The organism is Mycobacterium sp. E2479 (assembly GCF_001667925.1).
Taxonomy (GTDB): Bacteria; Actinomycetota; Actinomycetes; order Mycobacteriales; family Mycobacteriaceae; genus Mycobacterium.
Genome location: NZ_LZJR01000024.1, coordinates 37,078 through 56,757 on the forward strand (window position 1 = coordinate 37,078; position 19,680 = coordinate 56,757).

The window sequence follows — 19,680 nt, forward strand, 5'->3', positions numbered from 1 at the left end:
GCGCATAGCCTGGGGTTTTCCCGAATTTACCAAGCGTCTGCGACAATACCGTTAGCTGTTGCCCACATCTGAGCTTGTCAATTAGTCCCGGAGGGCCCTTGGTATGCCGAGTCCGCGCCGCGAATACGGCGACGCGCTGCGCTGTGGTGATCACAGCGCTGCAGTGACCGAGATCCGGGCGACGCTGGCCACGCTGGGCCTGCTGGATAGCTCCGAGGACGATCTCAACACCGGCCGGCACGTGGCCCTCGAGCTCTTCGACGCCGAACTCGACCAAGCGGTTCGTGCCTTTCAGCAGCATCGTGGCCTGCTGGTGGACGGCATCGTCGGCGAGGCCACCTACCGGGCGCTCAAAGAGGCGTCGTACCGGCTCGGTGCCCGCATCCTGTATCACCAATTCGGTGCCCCGCTGTTCGGCGACGACGTCGCCACGCTGCAGGCTCGCTTGCAGGATCTGGGCTTTTACACCGGGCTGGTCGACGGATACTTCGGGTTGCAGACCCACAACGCGTTGATGTCGTATCAGCGCGAGTACGGCCTGTCCGCCGACGGGATCTGCGGGCCAGAAACATTGCGTTCCTTTCATTTCCTGAGTTCGCGGGTCACCGGCGGATCTCCGCACGCGCTACGCGAAGAGGAGTTGGTTCGCTCATCCGGTCCCAAGTTGTCGGGCAAGCGGATCATCATCGATCCGGGCCGCGGGGGCCCAGACCACGGCATGATCATGCAGGGCCCGTCGGGACCGGTCAGCGAAGCAGATGTGTTGTGGGACTTGGCCAGCCGCCTGGAAGGGCGGATGGCCGCGATTGGCATGGAGACCTTCCTGTCGAGGCCGGTCAACCGCAGTCCGCTCGATGCCGAACGGGCCGCCACCGCCAACAATGTCGGCGCAGACCTGATGATCAGCCTGCGCTGCGAAAGTCAGGCGAGCCCCGCCGCCAACGGGGTGGCTTCCTTCCATTTCGGCAACTCGCACGGTTCGGTCTCCACCATCGGGCGCAACCTGGCCGACTTCATCCAACGAGAAGTGGTGGCGCGCACTGGTTTACGGGACTGCCGCACACACGGCCGGACGTGGGACCTGCTGCGCCTGACCCGGATGCCGACCGTACAGGTCGACGTCGGCTACATCACCAATCCCCGCGACCGATCCATGCTGGTCTCAACGCAGACTCGCGACGCCATCGCCGAGGGAATCCTGGCCGCGGTCAAGCGGCTGTACCTGTTGGGCAAGAACGACCGCCCCACTGGCACTTTCACTTTCGCCGAGCTGCTGGCCCACGAACTGTCGGTGGAACGCACCAGCCAACTCGGCGGTTCCTAACCGTAGCCACCCAGGGTGGTTTCGCGCGCATTCGCTGTCGTGGATCCGGTGCCCCCTGCCGTGGACCCGGCGCCCACCGGCTGCTCCAGGTGTGCGTTCTCCAGCAGGCGTTCCAAGGCAGCCTCCACCTCCGCCTTCCAGCCGAGGCCTTTGTCGAGTTCGAGGCGCAGCCGAGGGAAGTACGTATGTGGGGCTACCACAACGAAACCCGTGTCTTGTAAGAAATCTGCATCCATGACGCAGTGGTCCACCGAGCAATCGCCGACGGCTTCCAGCACGGGCCGTACGTCGGGACCGACCAAGCGCGGATCCTGCAGTTCCGAGGCCGCCGGGGTGCGCCCGAACGCTTCGAGCGCGCGGACGCCACGGCGTACCAGTTCATCGATGACCCGGGCGATCAAGCCGTGTGGCAGGTCGTCGGCCGCCGGTCCCGGTTCGATACCCATTGACGTCAACAACACCGCATCCGCCGACACCGGACCCGTCGGGAACCGCTGTGCCCGCGGCACCGCCCGTGGCGGCGCGTAGAACACGTAGCCCAGGCATGGTGGCTCGGCCTGGCTTCGCTCGTCCGGGACCGCGGTCGCGACCTGCCCGCACGATCCCCACTCCAGCATCACCATCGACAACCACGCTTCTTTTTCGAACTCCGGGTCCGCGAGGTGGTCGTGATTACCGAGGGTCGCAGGATCGACTTCCCAGAAGACGCACCGGCGTGCGTGCTTGGGAAGCTGCTCGAATGCCTCGAGCCTTAGCGGCATGATTCGAGCGGACACTAGCCTCCTGGCTTCTGTGCGGTACTGCAGCCATCTGCACCGGCAACCCCTCCAGGATAGGAGAGGTGGCCGTGATCGGGCCAGCTTTGGCCTGGTCATCGAGTTTGGCGCCCCCGGACCGGTCCGCATCAAGGAGCCTCAACCCCTCCAGGGCCGAAAGTTGTTGATGTGCATGCCGTTTCGCTGAGCCGGTGTTCCTGGTATACGCGAATTTGGCACCAACGCCGCCGCGGTGTCACAGTGACGTAATTACACGGTGTCCTGGTTCATGCCTTGGGCGGGGACATAACGTCGAGGATGCGCTGTAGATCGTCCACCGAACCGAACTCGACCACGATCTTGCCCTTGCGTTTGCCGAGGCTAACGGTGACGCGGGTGTCGAAGGCGGTCGACAGCCGGTCAGCAACGTCTTGGAGGCCGGGCATCTGGATTGGCTTGCGTCGCGGGGCGGTCGGCGTGGCCGCACCACTGCGGTTGGCCAAGGTGACCGCTTCCTCGGTGGCTCGCACCGAGAGTCCCTCGGCGACGATCCGGGCGGCCAACTCCTCCTGCGCTTCGGGCCCGGCCTCCAGCGACAGCAGCGCGCGCGCGTGACCGGCGGACAGTACTCCGGCGGCCACCCGCCGTTGCACCGCGATCGGCAGCTTGAGCAGGCGGATCATGTTCGTGATCAATGGCCGCGACCTGCCGATGCGCGCCGCCAGTTCATCGTGGGTGACGCCGAACTCGTCGAGCAGCTGTTGGTAGGCCGCCGCCTCTTCCAGCGGGTTCAGCTGCACCCGGTGGATGTTCTCCAGCAGGGCGTCGCGCAGCAGATCGTCGTCGCCGGTCTCGCGCACGATCGCCGGGATGGTCGCCAGGCCGGCCTCTTGGGCCGCGCGCCAGCGCCGCTCCCCCATCACGATCTGGTAACGCGCACCGCTTGCGGAATCTTTGATCGCCCGCACCACGATCGGCTGCAAGAGGCCGAACTCGCGGATCGAGTGCACCAGCTCCGACAGGGCTTCCTCGTCGAACACCTGACGGGGCTGACGCGGGTTGCGTTCGATGTCGGCGGGTGCGATCTCGCGGTAGACCGCGCCCACCGACGATGCGTCCTGCGGCGGTGGTCCCCCGATCAAGACATCGGCGGCCGCGTCGCCCATCCGCGGGCCGAGCGTAGCCGGCCCAGCGTCGCCCTCCGCGGGGCCGGTCGGGATAAGCGAAGCCAGGCCTCGGCCGAGGCCTCCCTTCTTGCGTAACGGCTGCGTCATGGTCGTCCCTTCGCGGATGGTGGTCAATCACGCTCGGCGAGTTCACGACTCGCATCTAGATAACTCATCGCCCCGCGTGAGCCGGGGTCGTAATCGATGATGGTCATGCTGTAGCCCGGCGCCTCGGAAACCTTCACGCTGCGCGGAATGACCGTGCGCAACACCTTGCTTCCGAAGTACCTGCGTACCTCTTCGGCAACCTGGTCCGCGAGTTTGGTGCGGCCGTCGTACATCGTCAGCACCACGGTGCTCACCTCGAGCTTCGGATTCAGGTGCGCCTTCACCATTTCGATGTTGCGCATCAGTTGCGAGACGCCCTCGAGTGCGTAGTACTCGCACTGAATCGGGATCATCACCTCCGGCGCGGCGACAAGCGCATTGATGGTCAGCAATCCGAGCGATGGCGGGCAATCGATGAAGACGCAATCGAAGTCGAGGCTGTCGAGGTCGGCCAATGCGGTGCGCAGCCGATTCTCGCGCGCCACCATGCTGACTAATTCGATTTCGGCGCCGGCCAGATCGATCGTGGCCGGGATGCAGAACAGGCGCTCATTGTGCGGACTTCGCCGGAGCGCGTCGCGCACGGCGACCTCGCCGAGTAGGACTTCGTATGAGGAGGGTGTGCCCGATTGCCGATCGGTGATCCCAAGTGCCGTGCTCGCGTTGCCCTGGGGGTCGAGGTCGATGACGAGCGTCTTGAGTCCCTGCAGTGCGAGCGCTGCCGCAAGGTTTACGGCGGTAGTCGTCTTGCCCACCCCGCCCTTCTGGTTGGCGACGGTGAACACGCGGCGGTGGGACGGTCGGCGCAGCGGCGGGTAGGTCGTGTGCAGCACCCGCATCGCGCGCTCGGCGGCAGCCCCTATCGGGGTGTCGAATTCGTCCGATGTTTCACGTGAAACATTCGCTGGCGCGGGCGCCGTTGCGGCGGCCGCCGACGGTGCGGGTGCGTCCGGATCCGCCGCGGCCGAAACGGGCGGTCCCGCCGGGACGACGTCTGCCGGCGTTTGAGAAGCCGCCGGCCAATCTGCTGAAGAAGTCATCGGGTTCGGGCCTTCCCGGTCCGTGCCGGTTTGTGGTGTGGCGGCCTCCCGCGGCGCGCTGAAACTACGGTTGCGGGGGGACGCAAATAGGTCGCGCCACATGTCACCACCCTGACATCAGCGGCGCCCGATGCTGCCATCACACGCCGATATTGTTCAACTTCATCGGAAGCCCGCTCCCCCTTCAGGGCGAGCATCCGCCCGCCTGGGCGTAGTAACGGCATGCTCCACTTCGTCAACTTGTCCAACGATGCAACCGCTCGCGACACCGCAGCATCCCTCTCCCCGAACCGGTTACGCACACCCGGTTCCTCCGCACGGCCACGGACCACTTCGACGGCCAACCCTAGTTCGTTGATGACCTCGTTGAGAAATTCGCTGCGTCGCAGCAGGGGTTCGAGCAACACGACCTCGAGATCGGGTCGAGCGATCGCCAGCGGTAACCCGGGCAGGCCCGCCCCACTGCCAATGTCGATGATCCGCTCGCCCCGGTCGAGGAGTTCGGCGAGGGACACGCTGTTGAGTATGTGGCGGTCCCAAATGCGGTCGACCTCTCGGGGGCCGAGCAGGCCCCGATGCACGCCCGCGGTCGCAAGGATTTCCGCGTACTGTTGTGCGGTTCCAAGCCGCTCGGCGAAGATGGCGGCCGCGGAGTCCGGCGCGTTCCTGATCCCGGCATCCTCCCCCGAGCGGCCCGCGACATTCTGCGGGCCGTCATGTTTCACGTGAAACATCTTCGAGTCGGAGCGCCCACTTTCAACCCTTCAGAGGTCGGTCGCGACGGGAACTACACGGCTGTAACTCTGGGCCCTCAGTCGCGCAGGACGACCACGCGGCGCGCCGGCTCGACGCCCTCGCTCTCGCTGTGCACTCCGGAGACCGCGGCCACGGCGTCGTGGACGATCTTGCGTTCGAACGGCGTCATCGGCGCAAGCTCTTCGCGCTCGCCGGAATCGAGAACTCGGCGCGCGACCTTGTCGCCCAGCGCCGCCAGTTCCTCGCGCCGCCGCCGCCGCCAACTCGCGATGTCGAGCATCAACCGGCTCCGCACCCCGGTCTTCTGGTGCACCGCCAAGCGGGTGAGTTCCTGCAGCGCGTCAAGCACCTCGCCGCCGCGACCCACCAACTTGTTCAAGTCGTCGCTGCCATCGATGCTCACGACGGCACGGCTGCCCTCGACGTCCAGGTCGATGTCGCCGTCGAAGTCCAACAGGTCTAGCAGCTCTTCGAGATAGTCGCCGGCGATCTCGCCCTCGGCGACCAACCGCTCCTCCAAAGCATCGGTGTCCTCTGGAACGGCATCTTCGGCGTCCGACCGTGTGTCAAGCTCCGTGTCAACGTCGCGCTCGGTGGTCTCGGCGTCTGTCATGTCTTCTCCCTCAATCCGTGGGCCCCGGCCCAATTGGGGTCACCCTGTGCGGACGGCCCCGATAGCTATTCCGCCCGTATCAGCGTTTGCGTTTTTTCGGTCGCGCCCCGGGCCTCGGCGTGCGGTTGCTCGGGCCCCCGCCCCCGCCGGACGCCGGGCGGTCGGCTCCGTCGGAATCTGTCGTCGCGGAACCGGGCGCATCGACGTCGCCGTCGGCCGCCGTCGAACCGTTGCCACCCGACGACGCCGCCTTCGGGTTCCGCTTCGGCTTGGCTCCCGGCGCCGGCGCGTTCGCCGCCCGGCGCTGGATCGCTTCCTGCTTCTTCGCTTCGTCCTCTTTCTCGATCATCCCGAAGACGTAGTGCTGCTGCCCGAAGGTCCAGATGTTGTTCGCGAACCAGTACAGGATGATCGCGAGCGGAAGGAATGGCCCACCGACCACCACGCCGAGTGGGAACACGTACAACGCGAGTTTGTTCATCATCGCGGTCTGCGGGTTCGCCGCCGCCTCCGGGCTCTGGCGCGCCACCGACGCCCGGCTGTTGAAGTAGGTCGCGACGCCGGCCAGGATCATCACCGGCAGGCCCACCGCGATCACAGCCGGCCGGCTGAAGAAGGTGAACGCATCCAGCCCAGTGCGCTGCGTCATGAAGGCGCCGATCGGGGCGCCGAACAAATTGGCGTCCAGGAAGTGCCCCACGTCGGTCGGGGTGAAGACGTAGTTTCCGGTCATGCGGTTCTGCGCCACCGACAAGTGGGGCTGACCGAAGCCGCCGGTGGTCCGGTTGAACGAGCGCAGCACGTGATACAGACCGATGAACACCGGGATCTGCGCCAGCATCGGTAAGCAGCCCAGGATCGGGTTGAAGCCGTGTTCGCGCTGGAGCTTCTGCATCTCGAGCGCCATGCGCTGGCGATCCTTGCCGTACTTCTTCTGCAGCGCCTTGATCTGCGGCTGTAGCTCCTGCATCTGGCGCGTGGTGCGGATCTGCCGCACGAAGGGCTTGTAGAGCAACGCGCGCAGGCTGAAGACCAAGAACATCACCGACAGCGCCCAGGCGAAGAAGTTCGACGGGCCCAGCATCGAGGCGAACAACTTGTACCAGACCCACATGATCCACGACACCGGGTAGTAGACGAAGTCGAGGCTGAAGAAATCAAACAAAGGATCCACTCTCCCCTCGCGCCGCTCGGACAACCCGAACGGCGCTGGCATCTTGGCAATTCACGTGACTTTCCGGGCGGTCCGGTATCGGATCCCATCCGCCTTCATGCCATGGTCCGCACTTGGCGAGTCTGGCCGCAGCCAACCAGCTCCCCCGAATCAGGCCGTACTCGTTCAGCGCATCGACCGCGTACTGGCTGCAGGTCGGAACGAAGCGGCATGTCGCCGGACGCAGCGGCGACACCATATGCCGGTACAGCTGAATCAAAAAAATCACTCCGCGCGCGGCCGCCGTTCCGGCCATCCGGACGAACGCGCGCAACCCGGTCAACGCCGTCACGACTCGCTCCCTGCCGCCGACGCGCGTCGCAGACACCGGCGCAGTTCCTGCTCGAGTCGGGCCGAGGATGCCGTCCGGCTGCTGGGCAGCGCACGGATCACCAATCGATCCGACCGGCCGAGCTCGCCCAGCAGGGCACGGGCCACATGGCGCAGCCGGCGAGCCACGCGGTGTCGATCCACGGCGGATCCGACGGCCTTGCCCACCACCAATCCGACCTGCGGCGCGACGATTTCGTCCCGATCGGATCCCCGGCGAAGATGCACGAGGATATCGGGCTGTGCCAGGCGAATCCCGTGCTTCACCGTCGCGTCAAAGTCAATTGACCGCGTCATGCGGTTGCGTGCCGGAAGCACCGCTGAACGACCTGGAGCCGCGATCAGGCAGAGAGCGCGCGGCGACCCTTGCGGCGCCGACCGGACACGATCGCACGTCCGGCGCGAGTGCGCATCCGCAGGCGGAAACCATGCACGCGGGCTCGGCGCCGGTTATTCGGCTGGAAGGTCCGCTTGCCCTTGGCCACGACGTTCTCCTCGTTGTGTTGCCATCCAGCCGCTCAGACTTTCGCATCTGGCTCATCTGCGGTTCGACCGGAGGTGGTCTTGGTGTTGCTGGCCGGCGCGGTCCCCATGTGGTTCGGGTCGCAGCCGTATCGCCGACTTTCGGGCGACTGTTTGAGGGTACTGACGAGGCTTCGCCTGGTCAAACCTGGCTTGCCACAACGAACCCACACACAGGCGACAGAAAGATTTCCGTTTCCGTCACACTCGCCGCGGCCGTCGCTACCATAACGAGCCGAAGCAAGCCCCGCGTACCCTAAATGACCCGATTGGAAAGCAGCAGAACTGTTGGCAGCCGAACAGAAAACTGTTAGCTTCTGCGAAGTCGTTTTAGACTGAAGCAGCGCTCGGCAACGAAGCGAGGATGGTGGATCGACTAGCTGCCTAGACAACCTTTCGAGGTTCTCTTCCAGCGCGGAGATCGCGAGCCGGCCAGTAGGCTGTGGCTCGCCTACGATCATCCTGTCCACACCTGTGTATAACTATGTGGACAGTTGTTTTGCCGCCAAGCGTGGTGTACTCGGGTCGGGACGTTCGAGAACCAGGGAGATGCGTCGTTGACCGATGACCCCGGTTCCAGTTTCACGACAGTGTGGAATGCCGTCGTTTCCGAACTCAACGGGGAACCCGCCGCAGACGGCATGCCCGCCAGCCGCACGACCCTTGTCACTCCCCTCACTCCACAGCAACGGGCGTGGCTGAATCTCGTCCGCCCACTGACCATCGTCGAGGGATTCGCTCTGCTCTCGGTGCCGAGCAGCTTCGTCCAAAACGAAATCGAGAGACATCTCCGGGCGCCCATCACCGATGCGCTCAGCCGCCGGCTCGGGCAACAGATCCAATTGGGTGTCCGCATCGCTCCCCCGCCCGAGGATGTCGACGATGCGCTCATCGGGCCGGCCGACGCGTTCCCTGGATCCGACCCGTCCTTTGCCGCCGACAATGCGGTCGTCGACACCGAGGAAGCCTTCGAAAACAGCGAGACGGTCAACGACAACCAGCAGGGCTGGCCCAACTACTTCACCGAGCGGCCGCACGCCATCGATCCGGCGGTGGCCGCCGGAACGAGCCTCAACCGCCGCTACACCTTCGACACCTTCGTCATCGGCGCCTCCAACCGATTCGCTCACGCCGCCGCCCTGGCGATCGCGGAGGCGCCTGCCCGGGCGTACAACCCGTTGTTCATCTGGGGAGAGTCCGGTCTCGGCAAGACCCACCTGCTGCACGCCGCCGGGAACTACGCACAGCGGCTCTTCCCGGGGATGCGAGTCAAATACGTCTCCACCGAGGAATTCACCAACGACTTCATCAATTCGCTTCGCGACGACCGCAAGGTCGCATTCAAGCGCAGCTATCGCGACGTCGACGTGCTGCTGGTCGATGACATTCAGTTCATCGAGGGCAAGGAAGGTATCCAGGAGGAGTTCTTCCACACCTTCAACACCCTGCACAACGCCAACAAACAGATCGTCATCTCATCCGACCGGCCGCCCAAGCAACTCGCCACCCTCGAAGACCGGCTGAGGACGCGGTTCGAGTGGGGCTTGATCACCGATGTTCAGCCCCCAGAGCTGGAAACCCGAATCGCCATCTTGCGTAAGAAGGCTCAGATGGAGAGGCTGGCGGTCCCCGACGACGTGCTGGAACTGATCGCCAGCAGCATCGAGCGCAACATTCGAGAACTCGAAGGGGCGCTGATTCGGGTGACCGCGTTCGCCTCGCTGAACAAAACGCCAATCGACAAGTCACTAGCCGAGATCGTGTTGCGCGATCTGATCGCCGATGCCAGCACCATGCAGATCAGCGCCGCCACCATCATGGCGGCTACCGCCGAATACTTCGACACCACCGTGGAAGAGCTCCGCGGCCCCGGCAAGACTCGAGCGCTGGCTCAGTCGCGCCAAATCGCCATGTACCTGTGCCGTGAGCTCACCGATCTCTCACTGCCCAAGATCGGCCAGGCATTCGGCCGGGATCACACGACGGTTATGTATGCGCAGCGCAAGATCCTGTCCGAGATGGCCGAGCGGCGTGAGGTTTTTGATCATGTCAAGGAACTCACCACTCGCATCCGCCAGCGCTCCAAGCGCTGAATCCTCCTCTCCCAGAGCTCCGAACCGCCGATTTTCGGGCGCTCGCTGCCCGTGTTGGTAATTTTTTTTCGAGAAACTTCACGCACATCTGTCACACCCGCCCCACCCTGGACTTGTGCGCAGAGTTGTGCACAACGCAATTACGCGCCGGTGCAGTGACAGAGCTTCGGTGCACAACTGTCATTCGTCCCCACTCACCCAACACATCGCCCACAGGCGTTTGCACCACGATGCACAACCCGATCACGGCGCTAGCTGCGCCGAGATGATCCTGTCCCCAGAATGCACAGGCCTTAATACTGGTACTGAGATCTCTACATCGGTTCTTCTTTGAAATACAGGCTTGGGGACGCACGGTGCACACCGGTCGTCTGAACCGACGCAGACCGGGGTTGTCGGGCTTTGCGATTAGCTTTCAAGATGGCGTCGAAGGATCTACGGTTGTTCTTCGACTGCCGTTGCGGTCGTCGCTGGCATTAGCCGCCATCGGCGTTCGTGGCGGAGCCCCGAGCTAGCGGGCGGTGGCTAGCCAATGGACTCGAAAACGCTGGGTAGGTGGAGGGACGCTATGGACGCGGCGACGACAACGGCTGGGCTCAGCGACTTGAAATTTCGTTTGGTGCGGGAATCTTTCGCAGACGCAGTGTCCTGGGTGGCGAAGAACTTGCCGTCCAGACCTGCCGTGCCGGTGCTTTCCGGTGTGCTCCTGTCAGGAACCGACGAGGGCCTGACGATCTCGGGATTCGATTACGAGGTTTCCGCCGAAGCGCAGGTGGCCGCCGAAATAGCTTCTCCGGGAAGCGTTTTGGTATCCGGTCGGTTGCTATCGGACATCGTGCGGGCACTGCCCAACAAACCGATCGACTTCTATGCCGACGGTAACCGGGTGGCACTGCACTGCGGAAACGCCAGGTTCTCGCTGCCGACGATGGCGGTTGAGGATTACCCGACGCTGCCGGCGTTGCCCGAAGAGACCGGTACGTTGCCCGCCGATCTGTTTGCCGAGGCGATCAGCCAGGTTGCGATTGCGGCCGGCCGTGACGACACGTTGCCGATGCTGACCGGAATCAGGGTTGAGATTTCTGGTGACACCGTGGTTTTGGCCGCCACCGACAGGTTCCGCTTGGCAGTCCGTGAGCTGACTTGGTCGGCGGCCTCACCCGATATCGAAGCCGCGGTGCTGGTACCGGCCAAGACGCTGGCGGAGGCCGCCCGCACGGGCACCGACGGCTCCGAGGTCCGGTTGTCCCTGGGTGCGGGATCGGGCGTCGGAACAGACGGACTACTGGGCATCAGCGGTAACGGCAAGCGCAGCACCACCCGTCTGCTCGATGCCGAATTCCCGAAGTTCCGTCAGTTGCTGCCGGCCGAGCACACGGCGGTCGCCACCATCGATGTGGCGGAGTTGACCGAGGCCATCAAGCTGGTGGCACTGGTAGCGGATCGGGGCGCCCAGGTCCGGATGGAATTCAGCGAGGGATCGCTGCGGCTGTCCGCGGGCGCCGACGACGTGGGCCGGGCTGAGGAAGATCTGGCGGTCGACTTCGCCGGCCAGCCGTTGACGATCGCCTTCAACCCGACCTATTTGACCGACGGGCTGGGATCGGTCCACTCGGAGCGAGTGTCGTTTGGTTTCACGACCCCGGGCAAGCCGGCGTTGCTGCGTCCGGCGTTGAATGACGACAGCCACCCAACCGGCACCGGCCCCTATAGCGCCCTACCGACCGATTACGTCTACTTGTTGATGCCCGTCCGGTTGCCTGGCTAGGTGTACGTCCGGCATTTAGGACTGCGCGACTTCCGGTCCTGGGCACACGCCGACCTCGAATTGCAGCCTGGTCGGACGGTATTCATCGGCTCCAACGGGTTTGGTAAGACGAATCTCCTTGAGGCGCTGTGGTATTCGAGCACCCTGGGATCCCATCGGGTGGGAACGGACGCGCCGTTGATACGCGCGGGCGCCGACCGAGCGGTGGTGTCGACGATCGTGGTCAACGAGGGCAGGGAGTGCGCGGTCGATCTGGAAATCGCGGCCGGCCGGGCGAACAAGGCACGACTGAACCGATCACCGGTGCGCAGCACACGGGAGGTCATCGGCGTCCTGCGAGCGGTGTTGTTCGCTCCCGAAGATCTGTCCCTGGTCCGCGGCGATCCATCCGACCGGCGCCGCTACCTCGACGATTTGGCGACGGTGCGTCGCCCGGCGGTGGCCGTGGTGCGCTCGGACTACGAGAAAGTTTTGCGGCAACGCACGGCGCTGTTGAAATCCCTGTCCGGCGCCCGCTATCGCGGCGACCAGAGCGCACTGGACACGCTCGACGTCTGGGACAGTCGTCTCGCTGAGCACGGCGCCGAATTGATGGCCGCTCGTGTCGATTTGGTGAATCAGTTGGCACCGGAGGTGGAGAAGGCCTATCAGTTGTTGGCCCCCGGATCACGTGCCGCTTCCATCGGCTATCGATCCAGCCTGCGCGCCGAGGCGGCGGCGGATATCGCTGGCGCCGACCGCGAGTTCCTGGAAGCCGCCTTGCTGGCGGCATTGTCGGCACGCCGCGACGCGGAGCTGGAACGCGGCGTGTGTCTCGTCGGACCACACCGCGACGACTTGGAATTGTGGCTCGGAGACCAGCCCGCGAAAGGCTTTGCCAGCCACGGGGAGTCGTGGTCGTTCGCGTTGTCGCTGCGGCTGGCCGCCTACGAATTACTGCGAACGCAAGAAAGCGAACCCGTGTTGTTGCTCGACGACGTGTTCGCCGAACTCGACACCGCCCGTCGCCGCGCGCTCGCCACCGTGGCCGAATCGGCCGAACAAGTGTTGGTCACGGCCGCAGTGCTCGACGACATCCCGACGGATTGGGCGGCCCGTGAGGTTCATGTCGACTTACGCGACGGCGACGCCGGGCGGGTATCGAAGATGCACTCATGACCGGTGGCGAAGAGAGTCCGCGGCCGATCGAGCCACCAAATGCCCTGAGCGGGCTCGATTTGGTGCGGCGCACCCTCGAGGAAGCCCGAGCCGCGGCTCGGGCTCAGGGCAAAGACGCCGGCCGCGGGCGAGCGGCGGGGCTTGCGCCGCGGCGGGTGGCGGGTGCCCGGCGGAACTGGTCGGGACCAGGACCCGATGCCCGCGACCCGCAACCCCTGGGCAGGCTGGCGCGCGATCTGGCGAAGAAACGGGGTTGGTCGGCGCAAGTCGCCGAGGGCACTGTGCTGGGCAACTGGGCGACGGTCGTCGGCCAACAGATCGCCGACCACGCGGCGCCGACCGCCCTGAACGAGGGTGTGCTGAGCGTGGCCGCCGAATCGACGGCATGGGCAACCCAGCTGCGGATGATCCAGTCACAGTTACTGGCCAAGATCGCCACTGCCGTCGGCAATGGGGTAGTGACGTCGTTGAAGATCACCGGACCGGCCGCGCCCTCGTGGCGCAAGGGGCCGCGTCATATCGCTGGCAGGGGTCCGCGCGACACCTACGGTTAGGGAGTTTGACACCGGCCCACGAATCCCTAGCCGGGAGTTCGTTCACAGGCCCCTGAAATCCGCCAGGACGAGGCGGACCCCCTCGACGTACGTCGGGACGCGGCCAGAATAAAGAAATCGTGCGCACGGCGCAGTTAGCTGGGTAGAAACGCGGCCAGAATATCGGTGCGGATGGCCGATCAGGCTAGACTGGCGGGATGCGACTGTTGCGGTGACTAGAACCGCCCGCATGAAACCCCAAGGAGAGCATTCCGACCGTGGCTGCCCAGAAGAAGAAGGCGCAAGACGAATACGGCGCTTCAGCGATCACCGTGCTGGAAGGTCTCGAGGCCGTCCGCAAACGTCCCGGTATGTACATCGGGTCCACCGGTGAGCGGGGCTTGCACCACCTCATCTGGGAGGTGGTCGACAACTCGGTCGATGAAGCGATGGCCGGCTACGCCGACCGGGTCGACGTCCGCATTCTTGACGACGGCAGCGTCGAGGTTTCCGATAACGGCCGGGGAATCCCGGTGGCCATGCACGCCACCGGCGCCCCCACCGTCGACGTGGTGATGACGCAACTGCATGCCGGCGGCAAGTTCGGCGGGGAGAACAGTGGCTACAACGTCAGCGGCGGCCTGCACGGGGTCGGTGTGTCAGTGGTCAACGCGCTCTCGACCCGTCTCGAGGTGGACATCGCCCGCGACGGCCACGAATGGTCGCAGTATTACGACCGTGCCGTGCCCGGCACCCTCAAACAGGGTGAGGCCACCAAGCGCACCGGCACCACGATCCGATTCTGGGCCGATCCCGAGATCTTCGAGACCACCGAATACGACTTCGAGACCGTCGCGCGCCGGTTGCAGGAGATGGCTTTTCTCAACAAGGGGTTGACGATCAATCTCACCGACGAACGGGTGAGCAACGAGGAGGTCGTTGACGAGGTCGTCAGCGACACCGCGGAGGCCCCGAAGTCGGCAGAAGAAAAAGCCGCGGAATCGACTGCGCCACATAAGGTCAAACACCGCACCTTCCACTATCCGGGTGGGCTCGTCGACTTCGTCAAGCACATCAACCGCACCAAAAGCCCCATTCAGCAGAGCATCATCGACTTCGACGGCAAGGGCCCCGGCCACGAGGTTGAAATCGCAATGCAATGGAACGGCGGCTACTCGGAATCGGTGCACACCTTTGCCAACACCATCAACACCCACGAGGGTGGTACCCACGAAGAAGGCTTCCGCAGCGCGCTGACGACGGTGGTCAACAAGTACGCCAAAGACAAGAAGCTGCTGAAGGACAAGGATCCGAACCTCACCGGTGACGACATCCGCGAGGGGCTGGCTGCGGTGATCTCGGTCAAGGTCAGCGAACCGCAATTCGAGGGCCAGACCAAGACCAAACTGGGCAACACCGAAGTCAAGTCGTTCGTGCAGAAGGTCTGCAACGAACAACTCACGCACTGGTTCGAAGCCAACCCCGCGGACGCCAAGGTCGTGGTCAACAAGGCGGTGTCGTCTGCCCAGGCCAGAATCGCCGCGCGCAAAGCGCGAGAGCTGGTGCGCCGCAAGAGCGCCACCGACCTCGGCGGGTTGCCCGGCAAGCTGGCCGACTGCCGCTCCACCGACCCACGCAAGTCGGAACTGTATGTGGTGGAGGGCGATTCGGCCGGGGGCTCGGCCAAGAGCGGCCGCGACTCGATGTTCCAGGCCATCCTTCCGCTGCGCGGCAAGATCATAAACGTGGAGAAAGCCCGCATCGACCGGGTCCTGAAGAACACCGAAGTCCAGGCGATCATCACCGCGCTGGGCACCGGCATTCACGACGAGTTCGACATCACCAAGCTGCGCTATCACAAGATCGTGCTGATGGCCGATGCGGACGTTGACGGTCAGCACATCTCGACGTTGTTGCTCACGCTGCTGTTCCGGTTCATGCGGCCGCTGATCGAACACGGGCATGTGTTCTTGGCGCAGCCGCCGCTGTACAAGCTGAAGTGGCAGCGCAGCGATCCCGAATTCGCCTACTCCGATCGCGAGCGCGACGGCTTGCTCGAGGCCGGCCAGAAGGCGGGCAAGAAGATCAACAAGGACGACGGCATCCAGCGCTACAAGGGTCTCGGCGAGATGGACGCCAAAGAACTGTGGGAGACCACAATGGATCCCACCGTCCGGGTGCTGCGTCAAGTCACGCTCGACGACGCCGCGGCCGCCGACGAGCTGTTCTCCATCCTGATGGGCGAGGACGTCGACGCGCGCCGCAGCTTTATCACCCGTAACGCCAAGGACGTTCGCTTCCTGGACGTCTGAGCGATCGGACCCGCCAGGAGTTGACCAACCAACGAGGAATACATGACTGACACCACGCTGCCGCCAGGTGACGACTCTGTCGACCGGATCCAGCCGGTGGACATTCAGCAGGAGATGCAGCGCAGCTACATCGATTACGCGATGAGCGTCATCGTCGGCCGCGCCCTGCCCGAGGTGCGCGACGGCCTCAAGCCGGTGCACCGCCGGGTGCTCTATGCGATGTATGACTCCGGGTTCCGCCCAGACCGCAGCCACGCCAAGTCGGCGCGCTCGGTCGCCGAGACGATGGGTAACTACCACCCCCACGGCGACGCGTCGATCTACGACACCCTGGTGCGAATGGCGCAGCCATGGTCGCTGCGTTATCCACTCGTCGACGGACAGGGCAACTTCGGTTCACCGGGTAATGACCCGCCAGCCGCCATGCGGTACACCGAAGCGCGGCTGACCCCGCTCGCAATGGAGATGCTTCGCGAAATCGACGAGGAGACAGTCGATTTCACCCCCAATTATGACGGTCGCGTCCAAGAGCCGACCGTGCTCCCCAGCCGCTTCCCCAACCTGCTGGCCAACGGCTCCGGCGGTATCGCGGTCGGCATGGCGACCAACATCCCGCCGCACAACCTGCGCGAGTTGGCCGAAGCGGTCTATTGGTGCCTGGACAACCACGAGGCCGATGAAGAGGCCACGCTGGCCGCGGTCTGCGAGCGGGTCAAGGGCCCGGACTTCCCCACCCACGGTCTGATCGTCGGATCCCAGGGCATCCACGACGCGTACAACACCGGCCGTGGATCCATCCGGATGCGCGGAGTCGTTGAGGTGGAAGAAGATTCACGCGGGCGCACCTCGCTGGTGATCACCGAGCTGCCGTACCAGGTGAACCACGACAACTTCATCACCTCGATCGCCGAGCAGGTCCGCGATGGCAAGCTGGCCGGCATCTCGAACATCGAAGACCAGTCGAGCGACCGCGTGGGTCTGCGCATCGTGGTGGAGATCAAGCGCGACGCCGTGGCCAAGGTGGTGCTGAACAACCTCTACAAGCACACCCAGCTGCAGACCAGCTTCGGCGCGAACATGTTGTCGATCGTCGACGGGGTGCCGCGCACGCTGCGCCTCGACCAGATGATCCGCCACTACGTCGCGCATCAGCTCGACGTCATCGTCCGGCGCACCACCTATCGGTTGCGCAAGGCGAACGAGCGCGCTCACATCTTGCGCGGTCTGGTCAAAGCGCTCGACGCGCTCGACGAGGTCATCGCCTTGATCCGCGCGTCGGAGACGGTGGATATCGCGCGGGCCGGCCTGATCGAGCTGCTGGATATCGACGAGATCCAGGCCCAGGCGATCCTGGACATGCAGCTGCGCCGGTTGGCGGCCCTCGAGCGCCAGCGCATCATCGACGATCTGGCCAAGATCGAAGCCGAGATCGCGGACCTGGAAGACATCCTGGCCAAGCCCGAGCGGCAACGCCGGATCGTGCACGACGAACTCGCCGAGATCGTCGACAAGCACGGCGACGAGCGTCGTACCCGGATCATCGCCGCAGACGGCGACGTCAACGATGAGGACCTGATCGCGCGCGAGGACGTCGTCGTCACGATCACCGAAACCGGATATGCCAAGCGCACCAAAACCGACCTGTACCGCAGTCAGAAACGGGGCGGCAAGGGCGTGCAGGGTGCCGGCCTGAAACAGGACGACATCGTGCGGCACTTCTTCGTGTGCTCCACGCACGATTGGATCCTGTTCTTCACCACGCAGGGCCGGGTGTATCGGGCCAAGGCCTACGAACTGCCGGAGGCCTCGAGGACCGCTCGCGGTCAGCACGTCGCGAACCTGTTGGCGTTCCAACCGGAGGAGCGCATCGCCCAGGTCATCCAGATCAAGAGCTACGAGGACGCCCCGTACCTGGTCCTGGCTACCCGCAACGGTTTGGTGAAGAAGACCAAGCTGACTGATTTCGATTCCAACCGGTCGGGCGGCATCGTGGCGATCAACCTGCGCGACAACGACGAGCTGGTCGGTGCGGTGCTGTGCTCCGCGGACGAGGATCTGCTGCTGGTCTCCGCCAACGGCCAATCCATCCGGTTCTCGGCGACCGACGAAGCGCTGCGACCGATGGGCCGCGCGACCTCCGGCGTGCAGGGCATGCGGTTCAACGCCGACGACTACCTGTTGTCACTCAACGTCGTCCGCGCAGACACCTACCTGCTGGTGGCGACGTCGGGCGGATACGCGAAGCGGACCGCGATCGAGGAGTATCCGGTGCAGGGACGCGGCGGCAAGGGAGTCCTGACGGTGATGTACGACCGTCGGCGTGGCAGGCTGGTTGGTGCGTTGATTGTCGATGAGGACAGCGAGCTCTACGCAATCACCTCGGGAGGCGGCGTCATCCGGACCGCAGCGCGCCAGGTTCGTAAGGCGGGACGGCAGACCAAGGGCGTGCGTCTGATGAACCTGGGTGAGGAGAACACGCTGTTGGCCATTGCCCGCAACGCCGAGGAAAACGCGGACGAAGTCACCGAACAAAGCGACGGTGCGGAGTCAGACAGCTAGTCGGAACCGAGCCACTAGACTCAGCCCGACCAGACATAATGCGACTGCCACCGCTTGGGCGGCCAGGGTAGGAGACCTAAGGAGTCGGGGTGACCTCACCGAACGAGCCGGGCGCCCCCAAGCAGGGGGATGGCCCCAATGGGGATGGTTCGGTCGAACGCGCCGGTGCGCGCCACGGGGTGCCGCCCGCACAGGGTGGCCGCGCCCAAGAGGCTGGGGAGGGACCACCCTGGCAGCGCGGTGGCCCCCGGCCACAGGACCCGGGGCCTCGACAGAACGAGCCTTTCCCCGAGAAACGACCATCGGGGCAGGCCGGTGGCGTCGAGGCGCGGTTGAACCGCTTCATCTCGGGCACGGCGGCGCCAGGGGCCGGCGCCCCGTCCCATGCCAAAGAGCCGGAGCCTGCGACCTCCCGTGGTGAGACTTCGCCGACCGAGGCCTACGCCAGCGAATTACCGGACCTGTCTGGCCCGGTGCCGCGCGGCCCGCATCGCAAGCCCGCCCCCGAGCGGCCGGCGGAGTCGTCGACCTCATCGGCAGGCGGACGTCCGGCGAGCGCCGAAAGCCGGGAAGGCCGCGAAAATCGCGACAACCGGGTGCAGGTGTCACGCCGGACGCGCGGTCCGGTGCGTGCCAGCATGCAGATCCGCCGCATTGATCCGTGGAGCACCTTGAAGGTGTCGCTGCTGCTCTCCGTGGCGCTGTTCTTCGTCTGGATGATCGCCGTCGCGTTTCTGTACCTGGTGCTCGGCGGCATGGGCGTGTGGTCGAAGTTGAACAGCAACGTCGGTGACCTGCTGAACAACACCAGCGGCAGCAGCGGCGAACTGGTGTCCAGCGGCACGATTTTCGGCGGTGCCGTTCTGATCGGCTTGGTGAACATCGTGCTGCTGACCGCGGCGGCCACCATCGCCGCGTTCGTCTACAACTTGACGACCGATCTGATCGGCGGCATCGAGGTCACGCTGGCGGACCGCGACTAGCGTGGGTGCTGCGATTTTTGGGAGTCGGGCGGGGATTGCGGTAATCTCGTCGCTCGGCCGTACGCGAGTACGGGCCTATAGCTCAGGCGGTTAGAGCGCTTCGCTGATAACGAAGAGGTCGGAGGTTCGAGTCCTCCTAGGCCCACCACCATGTGCCCGTCAAGACGTTGCGTAAGACTCGCACTGCCGCTGGGACTTATCGCCGGATTGGCAGCGGTGGTGTGGTCACGACGTGGAGTCGAGGTCTGGCACGTGGCCGTGGATGACCAAGGTCAGCCACTCAATCACGATGAGGGGCCTTAGCTCAGTTGGTAGAGCACCGCCTTTGCAAGGCGGGTGTCAGGGGTTCGATTCCCCTAGGCTCCACAAATGTGATGAGTCGAGTCATAGGTGACAGATGAGTCGCGTCATGGGTTACAGATTCCCCGGCCATCGGCCGGGGTTTTT

Annotated in this window: 17 protein-coding genes and 2 tRNA genes; 10 read left to right on the top strand and 9 right to left on the bottom strand. The window is 64.7% G+C overall.

Annotation, left to right across the window (positions count from 1 at the left end; translation table 11 throughout):
- Positions 1 to 103 precede the first annotated feature (103 nt).
- Positions 104 to 1,324 carry an N-acetylmuramoyl-L-alanine amidase gene (locus A5686_RS02805; RefSeq protein WP_067930716.1) on the top strand — a complete coding sequence of 407 codons (1,221 nt, stop codon included), beginning with the start codon at positions 104 to 106 and terminating at the stop codon, positions 1,322 to 1,324.
- Here the strand turns inward: A5686_RS02805 and A5686_RS02810 are convergent.
- From A5686_RS02810 to rpmH, 9 genes are all read right to left on the bottom strand, one after another.
- The gene (locus tag A5686_RS02810) at positions 1,321 to 2,100 is read right to left on the bottom strand and encodes an acetyltransferase (RefSeq protein ID WP_067930719.1); all 780 of its coding nucleotides are present in this window, start codon (positions 2,098 to 2,100) and stop codon (positions 1,321 to 1,323) included. The two genes, A5686_RS02805 and A5686_RS02810, sit on opposite strands and share 4 nt — an antisense overlap.
- 266 nt (positions 2,101 to 2,366) lie before the next feature.
- A complete protein-coding gene (locus A5686_RS02815) occupies positions 2,367 to 3,353 on the bottom strand; it encodes a ParB/RepB/Spo0J family partition protein (RefSeq protein WP_067930722.1) in 987 nt (328 codons plus the stop codon).
- Positions 3,354 to 3,376: 23 nt separating this feature from the next.
- Positions 3,377 to 4,393: a ParA family protein gene (locus A5686_RS02820; RefSeq protein ID WP_082947439.1), complete on the bottom strand. Its 1,017-nt coding sequence runs from the start codon at positions 4,391 to 4,393 to the stop codon at positions 3,377 to 3,379.
- Positions 4,390 to 5,127, bottom strand: a complete 738-nt coding sequence (gene rsmG / locus A5686_RS02825; RefSeq protein ID WP_067930728.1) for a 16S rRNA (guanine(527)-N(7))-methyltransferase RsmG — start codon at positions 5,125 to 5,127, stop codon at positions 4,390 to 4,392. Before rsmG ends, A5686_RS02820 begins: the two co-directional genes overlap by 4 nt.
- Before the next feature lie 77 nt (positions 5,128 to 5,204).
- Positions 5,205 to 5,762, bottom strand: a complete 558-nt coding sequence (locus tag A5686_RS02830; protein WP_067930731.1) for a R3H domain-containing nucleic acid-binding protein — start codon at positions 5,760 to 5,762, stop codon at positions 5,205 to 5,207.
- A 79-nt stretch (positions 5,763 to 5,841) separates the two neighbouring features.
- The gene (gene yidC / locus A5686_RS02835; RefSeq protein WP_156749912.1) at positions 5,842 to 6,936 is read right to left on the bottom strand and encodes a membrane protein insertase YidC; all 1,095 of its coding nucleotides are present in this window, start codon (positions 6,934 to 6,936) and stop codon (positions 5,842 to 5,844) included.
- Positions 6,920 to 7,231 carry a membrane protein insertion efficiency factor YidD gene (gene yidD, locus A5686_RS26340; RefSeq protein ID WP_082947443.1) on the bottom strand — a complete coding sequence of 104 codons (312 nt, stop codon included), beginning with the start codon at positions 7,229 to 7,231 and terminating at the stop codon, positions 6,920 to 6,922. Before yidD ends, yidC begins: the two co-directional genes overlap by 17 nt.
- A 32-nt stretch (positions 7,232 to 7,263) precedes the next feature.
- The gene (gene rnpA, locus A5686_RS02840) at positions 7,264 to 7,623 is read right to left on the bottom strand and encodes a ribonuclease P protein component (protein WP_067930739.1); all 360 of its coding nucleotides are present in this window, start codon (positions 7,621 to 7,623) and stop codon (positions 7,264 to 7,266) included.
- A 23-nt stretch (positions 7,624 to 7,646) separates the two neighbouring features.
- Positions 7,647 to 7,790: a 50S ribosomal protein L34 gene (gene rpmH / locus A5686_RS26345; RefSeq protein ID WP_003874369.1), complete on the bottom strand. Its 144-nt coding sequence runs from the start codon at positions 7,788 to 7,790 to the stop codon at positions 7,647 to 7,649.
- A 594-nt stretch (positions 7,791 to 8,384) separates the two neighbouring features.
- Here rpmH and dnaA point away from each other — a divergent pair.
- The 9 genes from dnaA (at position 8,385) to A5686_RS02885 (ending at position 19,599) form a co-directional block, all read left to right on the top strand.
- Entirely contained in the window at positions 8,385 to 9,920 is a 1,536-nt protein-coding gene (gene dnaA, locus A5686_RS02845; protein ID WP_067930742.1) for a chromosomal replication initiator protein DnaA, read from the top strand.
- Positions 9,921 to 10,488: 568 nt separating this feature from the next.
- On the top strand, positions 10,489 to 11,688 hold the full coding sequence (dnaN, locus tag A5686_RS02850) for a DNA polymerase III subunit beta (protein ID WP_067930744.1): 1,200 nt from the start codon (positions 10,489 to 10,491) through the stop codon (positions 11,686 to 11,688).
- Positions 11,689 to 12,846 (top strand): DNA replication/repair protein RecF, encoded by a 1,158-nt coding sequence (gene recF, locus A5686_RS02855; protein WP_067930750.1) that lies wholly within the window; start codon positions 11,689 to 11,691, stop codon positions 12,844 to 12,846.
- Complete coding sequence (locus tag A5686_RS02860) at positions 12,843 to 13,400, top strand: DUF721 family protein (protein WP_067930754.1); 558 nt, start codon at positions 12,843 to 12,845, stop codon at positions 13,398 to 13,400. Before recF ends, A5686_RS02860 begins: the two co-directional genes overlap by 4 nt.
- A 257-nt stretch (positions 13,401 to 13,657) precedes the next feature.
- Positions 13,658 to 15,691 carry a DNA topoisomerase (ATP-hydrolyzing) subunit B gene (gyrB, locus tag A5686_RS02865; protein WP_067930757.1) on the top strand — a complete coding sequence of 678 codons (2,034 nt, stop codon included), beginning with the start codon at positions 13,658 to 13,660 and terminating at the stop codon, positions 15,689 to 15,691.
- Between the two features lie 42 nt (positions 15,692 to 15,733).
- Positions 15,734 to 18,250 carry a DNA gyrase subunit A gene (gene gyrA / locus A5686_RS02870; protein WP_067930760.1) on the top strand — a complete coding sequence of 839 codons (2,517 nt, stop codon included), beginning with the start codon at positions 15,734 to 15,736 and terminating at the stop codon, positions 18,248 to 18,250.
- A gap of 89 nt (positions 18,251 to 18,339) precedes the next feature.
- Positions 18,340 to 19,233 (top strand): DUF3566 domain-containing protein, encoded by an 894-nt coding sequence (locus A5686_RS02875; protein ID WP_067930763.1) that lies wholly within the window; start codon positions 18,340 to 18,342, stop codon positions 19,231 to 19,233.
- A 71-nt stretch (positions 19,234 to 19,304) separates the two neighbouring features.
- Positions 19,305 to 19,381: transfer RNA gene (locus A5686_RS02880), tRNA-Ile, on the top strand.
- Between the two features lie 145 nt (positions 19,382 to 19,526).
- A tRNA-Ala gene (locus A5686_RS02885) sits at positions 19,527 to 19,599 on the top strand.
- Positions 19,600 to 19,680: the final 81 nt, after the last annotated feature.

Coding starts and splice junctions, on each gene's coding strand:
- A5686_RS02805 (WP_067930716.1), top strand. CDS start 104: ATGCCGAGTCCGCGCCGCGAATACGGCGACGCGCTGCGCTGTGGTGAT.
- A5686_RS02815 (WP_067930722.1), bottom strand. CDS start 3,353: ATGACGCAGCCGTTACGCAAGAAGGGAGGCCTCGGCCGAGGCCTGGCT.
- A5686_RS02820 (WP_082947439.1), bottom strand. CDS start 4,393: ATGACTTCTTCAGCAGATTGGCCGGCGGCTTCTCAAACGCCGGCAGAC.
- rsmG (WP_067930728.1), bottom strand. CDS start 5,127: ATGTTTCACGTGAAACATGACGGCCCGCAGAATGTCGCGGGCCGCTCG.
- A5686_RS02830 (WP_067930731.1), bottom strand. CDS start 5,762: ATGACAGACGCCGAGACCACCGAGCGCGACGTTGACACGGAGCTTGAC.
- yidD (WP_082947443.1), bottom strand. CDS start 7,231: ATGGCCGGAACGGCGGCCGCGCGCGGAGTGATTTTTTTGATTCAGCTG.
- dnaN (WP_067930744.1), top strand. CDS start 10,489: ATGGACGCGGCGACGACAACGGCTGGGCTCAGCGACTTGAAATTTCGT.
- A5686_RS02860 (WP_067930754.1), top strand. CDS start 12,843: ATGACCGGTGGCGAAGAGAGTCCGCGGCCGATCGAGCCACCAAATGCC.
- gyrA (WP_067930760.1), top strand. CDS start 15,734: ATGACTGACACCACGCTGCCGCCAGGTGACGACTCTGTCGACCGGATC.